This window comes from Alicyclobacillus fructus (assembly GCF_017329605.1).
Lineage (GTDB): Bacteria > Bacillota > Bacilli > Alicyclobacillales > Alicyclobacillaceae > Alicyclobacillus > Alicyclobacillus fructus.
Map to the genome: position 1 here is coordinate 1 of NZ_JAFMTY010000042.1, position 9784 is coordinate 9784.

The following is a 9784-nucleotide window of genomic DNA, read 5'->3' on the forward strand; positions in this document are numbered from 1 at the left end:
TCGAGCAGATCTGCCGCCAGTGTTCGCCCGGAAGCGCCATAAACGCCAGCACATCCTCCTCCGCCTCTTCCAGGATGGCCATCGCTTTCGGGAACCGCCTCTCAAGTTCCGCGACCACTCGGCGAAGCTGCTCGCGGGCCGCTTCTTGCGTGGGCTGGGTGAAGATCGTCCGGATGATCGAGGCCACCATCGACTGCTCCCTCTTCGGCACTTGGCTCAACACGTTCCGAATCGTGTGCACTTTGCAGCGTTGCCACGTCGCGCCCGTCAGCACTTCCGAAATGGCCTGGCGCAAGCCTGCGTGCGCATCGCTCACCACCAGACGCACGCCCCGAAGCCCTCGCGCCTTCAGGCTGCGCAGAAAGTCCGACCAGAACGCGCCGTCCTCGCTCGTTCCCACATCGAACCCCAGCACCTCGCGCTCCCCGGTGTCCGTGACCCCAATGGCGATGACCAGCGCCATGCTCTGCACGCGGCCGCCCTCCCGCACCTTCGGGAACGTGGCATCCAGCCACACGTACGGATACTCACGCTCGAGCGGCCGCTCCTTGAACTGGCGAACCTCTTCATCGATGAGCTGGCAGAGGCGAGACACCTCGCTTTTGCTAATGCCATCCAGGCCCAACGCTCGCACCAGATCATCGACCTTGCGGGTGCTCACGTCCTTCACGTACGCTTCCTGGATCACAGAAGCCAGCGCTTGTTCCGCTCGACGCCTGGGCTCCAGAATGGAAGGGAAGAAGCTGCCCTGACGGAGCTTTGGAATCTTCAAATCGACTGTCCCGAGGCGCGTGTCCCAGGCCCTTGAACGATAGCCGTTTCGTTGTGTGACGCGGCTCTCCGTCCGCTCATAGCGCTCGGCACCGATTTTCTCTGCGGCTTCCGCATCGATGAGGAACTGCGTCACGAGTTGCATCAATTCCCGTAAAAAATCGATCTGATCCACGTCTTGCATCTTGCGAATCCATTCGAGAACTGCGAAGCTATTGAGCGAAGCCATCGTTGCGTGCCTCCTACTTTTGGTGTTGGTCACACTTTAGTAGACACGCACGGTGGCTTCGTCGTCAATTTGTGTCGTCCGATTTTACACCACTACTTGAGACTCTAACCTTGTCCGAGCCTGGCGAATCCAACGTTCCAGTCCGGCGGCGTCATGCTTGTTGAGTAACTCTCGAAACGCTTGGCATAATTCGATCACGCGATGTGCACTGGAGACCGTGTCTCGTATGAGTGCAACCTACTGTTTGTCCTCGTCATCGAGTTCGTTGGATGAGCGTGTGAGGAGCCGCGCAACGTGTCGCGGGTTCATCCGACGACGTCGAAATTGCGCTTGTGATGCTCTTGGAGGGTTCGCATTCGTGCCTTCCCGCCGCAGATTCGCGACGTATTGCGTGAGGGTGGAACGAGAACCCGAATACCCTTTGGTTTGGAGATGGTGAAAAATCTGACTACCTGCGTATCCCTGACGGAGGAGTTGCGAAATCTCGTCCTTGTAGGCGTCAAGTAGTGTCCTTCGCCGCGGCCGAGAGATGTGAGGGAGATCTGTCCATCGTAGGTATGTTCGAACGGTTTGTCTGCTGAGCCCTGTCTGGCGTGCAATCGCGCGAATGCTCATGCCGGAAGCGTAAAGCTGCTGAACTTCTTGAACACGTGCCCACTTGGCCGCTCGACGTTCGTGTTGTCGTCGTGATTTTTCTGAGCATCGGGGTGCCATGGCGCGTTCGGTGGACGGTGCATAAGCATCGTCGTCTTTCCAAACGGGAAGAGGTTGCCGTGCAACATACCGCTGAACAGCGTCACCAAGATTCTTCAGAAGGTGCCATCGATCCGCGACCTGAATGGCTGAGGGCAAACCGAACCGTATGGCGTCAGCGTACGCATTCGCACTGTCGCGACTGACCAGGCGGATTTCGGGATGAGCCCGAAGCCAATCGGCCACGGTATTCTTCTCTCGGTCTGGGAGTACATCCACGACGCGATGATGCTTTAAGTCGCAGATGATCGTACCATACCGCTGTCCTCGACGATAGGCCCAATCGTCAATCCCGATCACTTCAAGAGGTTCTGTGGATGAGGGCGAGAGTTGGAGAATGCCCCGGAGAACACTGTCCTTGCTGACCCAAATCCCAAGTTTGCGACACAACGTGGCACCTGGGTTCCCACCCGTATTGAACCCGATCTTGTCAAGACAGATGGGATGGCTTTTAAGAGAGAGAGAGAGAAGACAGACTTATAATTCGGACAACCACCGTTTCACGCTACGCTCTGTTGCAGTTTCCATGTCCTGAATTCCGATGGCGAGCGATAACCCAGTGCGGAATGCGGCCGCTCCGTGTTGTAAAAGTGAATGTACGACTCAATCGCCGCTTTCGCCTCAGCAAAGCTGCTGTATTCCTGAAGCCAGACTTCCTCTTCCTTCAGCGAACGGAAGAATCGCTCGATATATCCGTCAGCATCAGGGTTGTTGTAGCCTGTCCTCTCATGGTTGATTTGGCAAGCTTTCATCGCTTCGAGGAAACGTCGACTGGTCATCTGGCAGCCGTTGTCCGTTCGCAGCGTCAAACCGGCACCTTGCACGCCGCCCGGGAAGCGATAGTTCAGGGCCATATCCACCGCCTTCAGCAGATCCTCCGTACGGCAGAAACGGGAAAACGAGTCCCCCACAATCTCCCGGTCATAGGCGTCCATCACGGCAAACAGATATCCCCAACCGTCTTTCCCGCACCACACCTTCGTCATGTCACACTGGAAATGCTCATTCGACCGGGTGACCGGAATCTTTCCCGGCCGCTTCGTTCGGGAAGCGCCTCGCCTCGGTGATTTCACAAGCAGTCCCATTTCCTTCATCAGCCGGTACACCCGTTTATGGTTCACCTGCAAGTTGTATCGGCGACGCAGCATAACCTGGATTCGCCGATATCCGTATGTCGGGAACTCTTCGCACAGCTTCCGAATCCGCTGCTTGACCAGGGCGTCCTTGTCCACAGGGGGCCGCTTCAGCTTTGGTATAGGCGGCTTAAGCAGGCTGTAACAGTACGTTCGGTTCAGCCCTAAAGCTTTTGCAATCACTGGGACCGGAAACCCTTCCTTGGCGAGCTGACAGACCAAAGAACGGCTATTTACTTCCGGCCCCAATTCGATTTTTTTCGCAACACATCCACCTGCATCGTGAGTTCACCGATCTTAGCCCGGGCCTCCTGCAACTCCTTCTCCAGCTCCTGCTCTCGCATAGAGGGACCGGATTGCAATCCAGCCCGTCCCCCGGCCAGGAACGCCTCACGCCACTTGTAATACAGGCTCTGGGCCACGCCATGCCGCCGACATACCTCGCTGATGTTCGCCCCCGGCATCATGCCCTCGAGCACGATGTTCATTTTCTCGTCCACGGTCCACTTACGTCCCGGCATCACACACACCTCGTCTTCATTGTAACCCATCCCTTCTGTCTGGGTTGACTCTGGGGCAAGTATACACCGAGCATGAGACCGATGTGTTGGATGAGATGATGAAGCCGGAGCGTCATCGGCTGAGAAGGGGCCAAGAAACCATCGAAGCGCTCCGTAAAAATGCGAGTGGAACAAGATGAGCAATCGCAGAAAAATTTGCGTGAACGGACGCGAAGGAAGACCGTTTTGCCGAACAAAGGAATGTCCTGAACCGTTCGTTACCGCTGACTGTGAACGCGTTCTGACCAGGTACCGCATGTTGGACAGTGATTGCCCCGTTGGACGGCAGCGAGTCGCAAGACGATCATCGTCTCACTGAAAAACGCTCCGATAACGACGAAATCTGGATAGAACGGCGAAGAACATTCGACCATATGTCTCACCTCCTTTCAAGCGTAGCACTGAAGCGACAAACATGTTGTCGAATGATGTCGTCATCACCAAACCTGAGAAAGAACCACTTTTTGCTTGACAAACACAACTGGCGGGAAGAATGCAGCTCCCTTCGTATGTGGCTCTACACTGGACCTCGGTTTCAGCGTAGTCCACGGTGTACGAAACGGAGCTGCATCCGTTCATCCTTGACAGTTACTTAAACCAAGCGCTGATGGTTTTCTGATTCTCTCTGATCCATTTTTCCACGCCAACCTGAGGCGATTTAGCTACGTTAATATATTCTTCTAACATTTCTAATTGGTTTTCGGTCAACTTGAAGTTTCTCAGCCACTTCAAGACCTCCGGATTGCGAGACGCCCATGCCTTGTTTACTTCTCCCTGAATCCACCCGGCCTTGCCCCAGTCACCTTTGGGATCGGTCAGGTACTTGAGCTTGTATGTCGAATATATCCAGTGTGGACTCCAAAGTGTTACAACGACCGGCTTCTTCGCTTTGTAATCCTTGATGAGGGTCGTGATCATAGCGAGATCGGAACTGGGAACCAGTATAAGATTGCTCGCCCCGTAGTCATTGAGCGCCTTTTGCGCGATCTGCATTTCTACAGAACCAGCATCTATTCCAATCACCTGATTCCCGAACTCAGAGGCATGAGTCTTTAAATCAGCGATGGAGTTCACATCGGTCACATACTGTGGAACCACGAACCCTTCCTTCGTCACCCCCTCGTACCATTTGCCGATACTCACCAGACTGGAACCATAGTGATTCAGATATTGTCGTTGTTCAGGCATCCAAGCATCCAAGAATACGTCCACGCCATCACGAGAAAGTCCGGCGTACAAGGGCCCGAGATCGAGCATTTGTAGATTGACGTGGTAACCCCTTTTCGTCAGCAAATTTGCCCATAGATAGGTGACGGCAACGTCCTCTTCCCAATTGACATACCCTAGCGTGATGGTCTTGTTATCTGTCGCTCTAGCATGAGCGACAGACTCGAATTTGTTTTGAGAAATGCCCAATCCTCCTGCTATGATGAGCGAGGCAATTGCGGCTGCAGTCAGACCTGCTTTTCTAACCTTTTGCATGTTGCACCTCTCCTTTTGGTCGACCGTTTATGGTTGAGACGATAACGTCTTCGCCATCAATGAAAACTTGAAACTTCCCAAGTGCCCGTCTTGGGTCGGAAATCATTTTGCCCCCCTCGGTGATATCAAATTCTCGACCATGCCATGGACACCGAAGTACTTCACCTTCCTTTACGTATCTGTACTGTCCCGGGCAATTGGTCGGGGCGGTTGTCCCGCACAATTTACCCTTGGACAAAGGGGCACCTTGATGAATGCAACGATTCGAAAATGCATATACTTCACCGGATTGCGTCTGGCAAACCACGATAGAAATTTTTCCAAACTGCACTTCTTTTAATAGCCCGGGTTTCAATTCATTTATCTTGCATACTACTTGTTTCATGTCAGCGACTCTCCTTTGTTCCGTGGAAACTTCGGGTACAGTGACAACGCGTTATCGTGAAATATCTTTTGACGCAGAGAAGTTGGCAGGCTCGGGAATGCGGTCACGGGATGATCGAAATCCCAATGTGGATAGTCCGAAGAGAAACAGACCATCTCATCAGACCCAAGTAAATCGATCCACTGCTCAAACTCCGCCCGCGTGAATTCTTCCATCGGTTGAGTTGTAAAACGAACATGCTCTCGGATAATACTGCTTGGCATTCGCTTTATCCAAGGCACCTCATGACGTAAGTCACGATACTGTTGGTCCATCTTTCTCATCAAATGGGGTACGTACGTGAACCCTGCTTCGATCATGAGCAGCTTGAGATTCGGGAACTTCTCAAATACACCGTTAAACACAAGGCTGGTCACTTGCATCATGTGTGAGGTCGAAATCAGCGTATGCCACTCGATGAAGTACCTTGGAAACCGTCCGAAGTATACGGCGGGCTCATTGTGATGCATAGCAATAACCAGATTGTTACGCTGGGCCGCCTCGTAAATCGGGTGGAAGTACGGATCACCCCACACGATGTTGTCAATCGGAAGCAACACTTGAACCATTTTCGGATGAGATCCGACGCGATCGATCTCACGTGCGGCGGCTATTGGATCCTGAGCCGCGATATGGACAGATCCGTACAACCTGTCGTCTTTTTCTAACCAGTGCTCTATAAGGTAGTCGTTGTAGGCGCTGGCCAATGCAGCTGCCATCTCATACCATCCGTTCATGGAGGAAGGGCTCGGGTCAAAAGCACCCGTCAAAATTCCATACCGGATGTTCAGTTCATCAAGCAACTGTATCCGAAGAAAATCCAGGTCTGATCCAGCCGGACGCCCATCCGGGACGGTGGCATCCGCCCTATTGAGCCCAGCCACAGTTGGTTGGGTGTACGGTAAATGTTTCTCCTGGAGCCATCCACAGTCGGTAATGTAACGTCTCCATGGGTTATCTAAATAAGGAATGAGATCCTGATATAAAGCTCGTTCGTGAATGTCAGTATCAATGATCCCTGAGCTCAGAAAATCTGCTTTCACTTGCGTATGCTTATTTTCCATGGTGGGTACCTCCAATCTGTTGCGAAATTCTATCCAAGAGAATGGCGAGAATCACAATGCAAAATCCTGCTTCAAATCCTTGTCCGATGTTTACCGTTTCGAGTGCAGTCACCACATTATTACCGAGCCCTCCAGCGCCTATCATTGACGAGATGACAACCATCGAAAGTGCCATCATGATGGTCTGGTTGATCCCGGCCATTAGATTCGGCAATGCTAAGGGGACTTGAACCTTCCAAAGCAATTTCCAGTCACTTGCTCCAAACGCGGTTGCGGCTTCAACAAGGTCTTCTGGCACCTGAAGAATTCCCAGGCGGGTCAATCGGATGACTGGCGGCATCGAAAAAACGACTGTCGCGAAAACGGCAGGTACCGGACCAATGTTGAAGAACATCAGCGCCGGAACAAGATAGACGAAGGATGGCATGGTCTGCATGATATCCAGCATGGGTGAGATAATGCGATATGCGAGTGGTTGTCGTGCACACCAAACCCCAATAGGGAACCCAATCAGTACAGACACGAACGCAGATACTAAGATCAGAACCAACGAGGCAATCATCGGGTCCCACATACCAAGATCTTCAATCAAGAAGAGCCCAATGACCGTCCCAATTGACAACCGCCACTTTCCCGCGCGAAAGGCTAAGGTTGCGAATGCCAATGTCACAAGCCACCACGGGAGTGCCATCAGTCCGTTGGTAAGCGTCGAAAGAAAACTGTGCATCGCGTCGGAGACGTTGCCAAGTTCCGGGCCAATCCTGTTGTACAACCACTGCACGGAGGCATTAATCCACTCATCAATCGGGACCCTCGGCATCAGAGTCATCCCTTCCACGCGTAGCTAGCCCCCACGTTCCTTACGAAACTTGCTACATAATCGTCGACCGGAGAATTGACAATGGCTTCTGGTGTACCAATCTGGACCAATTCCCCATCTCTCATCACTCCAATTCGATCCCCGAGGCGAAGCGCCTCATTCACATCGTGCGTAATGAAGATGATGGTTTTGTGCAACGTGCTCTGAAGGTTCAGTAATTCTTTCTGCATATCGGCACGCGTGAGCGGGTCCAAAGCGCTAAATGCTTCATCCATTAAGAGAATATCGGCATTCGTCGCCAAAGCCCGTGCTAACCCCACCCGCTGTTGCATACCACCACTTAAGTTCTGCGGATAATCATCCGCCCATCGGTCAAGACCGACCAAGGATAGTTTCTCCCGTGCAATTCTCTGTCGTTCCATTTTCTCTATATTCTGTATTTCCAAACCGAACGCTACGTTCTCCAACACCGTTCGGTTGGGAAATAGAGCGAACTTCTGAAAAACCATCGCGACTTTCTTCTGCCGAAAACGCAGCAGTTCGGGCTTGCTCAAATTGGTTACTTCGTAATGTCCGATTTGCACACTGCCATAAGTGGGCTCAATCAATCGATTTAGACACCGCAAGAGAGTGGACTTTCCGCTGCCGGACAAGCCCATGATGACAAACAGTTCACCCTGATTAATCTCTAAGTCGACTGTATTAACCCCCACTATGCAACCGGTCTGCTGGCGAACTTGCTCTTTACTCGCACCTTCGTTCAGCAGTTGCAACGCTTGCTGTGAACGATTGCCAAAAATCTTAGTAAGTTGGCGAATCTCTATCAACGGTCTCACCAGTGTCATGTCAGCCTCCTTCCTACTGTGTGCAAAAAGAAGAAGACAAGGGTGACGTCCGACCCAAAGAGACGGGAGCGTCACTCTTGTCTTCGGTGGTCCGATCGACAAGTTGCAGTATTCCACTCGGTCTAGAAAGAATATAATCTGTTATAATGGACGTGTCAATATATTGACCGTACGGACGGTATACATTTTTATTGCAACTTTACTCTTGATAAAAGGAATGAGAAAAAACATGGCGATGCTTCGTCGACGCCCATCCAAACGAAACCAAATCCTTCAAGCTGCGGCACAACTGGTTCGAGAAAGAGGTGTTGGACACCTCACGTTGGAAGCGGTGGCTGAACTAGCCCATGTAAGTAAAGGTGGTTTGCTATATCATTTTCCTACAAAAGAAGAACTTGTTAAATCTATGGTCAGCAGTATCATGGATGAGTTTACTACCAACATGGAGAAAACAGCTTCTCGCGACACTGACGGCCCAGGTAAGTGGACCCGTGCCTATGTGCAAGAAACCTTTAAATTATTGGATGGCGTGCAAAATATGAGTGTAGGACTACTAGCCGCAAGTTGCGAAAATCCAGAGCTACTCAAACCCGTTCAGGAGCATTACGACGATTGGCAGCGTCGAATCGAGCAAGACGATATAGATCCAGTAAAAGCAACCATCATTCGGCTGGCTGCGGATGGACTGTGGTTTATTGAACTATTTGGATGCAGTTCGTTAGAACCGGGTTTGAGGAAACGAGTGAGGGACGCTCTAATTGAATTAACGAAGGAGGATTTGAAATGATATCGTACCTCTTTCTTGGTATTGCCATTGTCAGTGAAGTCTTCGCAACCTCGATGCTAAAGGCCACCGCGGGCTTTACAAAGCTTCTTCCTAGTATTGGTGTAGTGTTGGGCTATGGAATCGCATTTTATGCCATGTCCTTGGTATTAAAAGACCTGCCTCTCAGTGTGTCATACGCGATATGGTCCGGGGCAGGTACGGCATTTACCGCTTTGATTGGCCTCGTCGTATGGAAACAACCTCTAAATATTCCTATAGTGATTGGTATATTGTTAATCATCGTGGGTGTGGTCATACTTAATTTGAACAAGACAGCCTAGCTGAAACAAATGATGGAAAGTAAACAAAGAAACAGTGATCAAGTCCATATACGACCACATCCACACCGCTGAGTCTACGTTCCTTCAGCCATGCAAAAATGTACGCCACCCAACTTCGGATTCGCCATCTTCCAGCATCACGCCGAGAAGTTCGCGATAGCCTTCTATATGAATGACGGTCGCAAGCATGACGCTGCAGGCACGTACGCGGCCGTCCTCACAGGTTTCACTACGAGAGCATCCACGAACAGGACGTAACCGTCAAACCGATCACACCTTGAGGTTCAGTCCCGGGGCGGTGGATGGACAGTCACCGTTCGATTCACGAGATCATTCAGCCATTCCCGTGCCTCGCGCAGAAAGCCCCGCCATCTCTGGCGGGGCTTCCGTGGATGTGGCATTCTCTGTTTCACTCGAATTCCTTCAGGGAGCGCTTCCCGACTTCGACAGTTGGACAGAGCACGTAGACTCATGGATGAATGTGGGATCCCATAGCAGCGCGGCTTGTCGGACTTATCCACAGGCATGCGCCGTGTTTTCATTTGTATTTTTGTAGGCATGCGTTTTGTTGTGGATAACTTTATTTTGTCGTTTAC

At 51.6% G+C, this 9784-nt stretch carries 11 protein-coding genes and 1 pseudogene; 2 read left to right on the plus strand and 10 right to left on the minus strand.

Translation table 11 applies throughout. From position 1 onward, the window contains the following. The 9 genes from J3481_RS13845 to J3481_RS13885 all read right to left on the minus strand — a co-directional run. On the minus strand, positions 1 to 1000 hold a 1000-nt coding region (locus J3481_RS13845), incomplete at its 3' end, for an IS256 family transposase (RefSeq protein WP_206882512.1). A gap of 237 nt (positions 1001 to 1237) precedes the next feature. Continuing rightward, the gene (locus tag J3481_RS15115; protein WP_206832740.1) at positions 1238 to 2053 is read right to left on the minus strand and encodes a transposase; all 816 of its coding nucleotides are present in this window, start codon (positions 2051 to 2053) and stop codon (positions 1238 to 1240) included. 200 nt (positions 2054 to 2253) lie between these two features. Next, entirely contained in the window at positions 2254 to 3135 is an 882-nt protein-coding gene (locus J3481_RS13855; protein WP_328702155.1) for an IS3 family transposase, read from the minus strand. After that, positions 3120 to 3407 (minus strand): transposase, encoded by a 288-nt coding sequence (locus tag J3481_RS13860; protein ID WP_206832742.1) that lies wholly within the window; start codon positions 3405 to 3407, stop codon positions 3120 to 3122. The genes J3481_RS13855 and J3481_RS13860 overlap by 16 nt, the downstream gene beginning before the upstream one ends. A gap of 627 nt (positions 3408 to 4034) precedes the next feature. Further along, entirely contained in the window at positions 4035 to 4928 is an 894-nt protein-coding gene (locus J3481_RS13865) for a glycine betaine ABC transporter substrate-binding protein (protein WP_206832743.1), read from the minus strand. Beyond that, positions 4915 to 5313, minus strand: a complete 399-nt coding sequence (locus tag J3481_RS13870) for a Rieske (2Fe-2S) protein (RefSeq protein WP_206832744.1) — start codon at positions 5311 to 5313, stop codon at positions 4915 to 4917. Before J3481_RS13870 ends, J3481_RS13865 begins: the two co-directional genes overlap by 14 nt. Next, positions 5310 to 6416: an amidohydrolase family protein gene (locus tag J3481_RS13875; protein WP_206832745.1), complete on the minus strand. Its 1107-nt coding sequence runs from the start codon at positions 6414 to 6416 to the stop codon at positions 5310 to 5312. Before J3481_RS13875 ends, J3481_RS13870 begins: the two co-directional genes overlap by 4 nt. After that, on the minus strand, positions 6406 to 7245 hold the full coding sequence (locus J3481_RS13880) for an ABC transporter permease (RefSeq protein ID WP_206832748.1): 840 nt from the start codon (positions 7243 to 7245) through the stop codon (positions 6406 to 6408). Before J3481_RS13880 ends, J3481_RS13875 begins: the two co-directional genes overlap by 11 nt. After that, complete coding sequence (locus tag J3481_RS13885) at positions 7242 to 8081, minus strand: quaternary amine ABC transporter ATP-binding protein (protein ID WP_206832746.1); 840 nt, start codon at positions 8079 to 8081, stop codon at positions 7242 to 7244. Before J3481_RS13885 ends, J3481_RS13880 begins: the two co-directional genes overlap by 4 nt. A 229-nt stretch (positions 8082 to 8310) precedes the next feature. Between J3481_RS13885 and J3481_RS13890 the strand changes: the two genes are divergently transcribed. After that, positions 8311 to 8868 carry a TetR/AcrR family transcriptional regulator gene (locus J3481_RS13890; RefSeq protein ID WP_236011735.1) on the plus strand — a complete coding sequence of 186 codons (558 nt, stop codon included), beginning with the start codon at positions 8311 to 8313 and terminating at the stop codon, positions 8866 to 8868. Continuing rightward, complete coding sequence (locus J3481_RS13895; RefSeq protein ID WP_206832747.1) at positions 8865 to 9188, plus strand: DMT family transporter; 324 nt, start codon at positions 8865 to 8867, stop codon at positions 9186 to 9188. The genes J3481_RS13890 and J3481_RS13895 overlap by 4 nt, the downstream gene beginning before the upstream one ends. A 49-nt stretch (positions 9189 to 9237) precedes the next feature. Here J3481_RS13895 and J3481_RS15155 read toward each other — a convergent pair. After that, positions 9238 to 9439: pseudogene (locus J3481_RS15155) on the minus strand (transposase); the annotation flags it as partial. Positions 9440 to 9784: the final 345 nt, after the last annotated feature.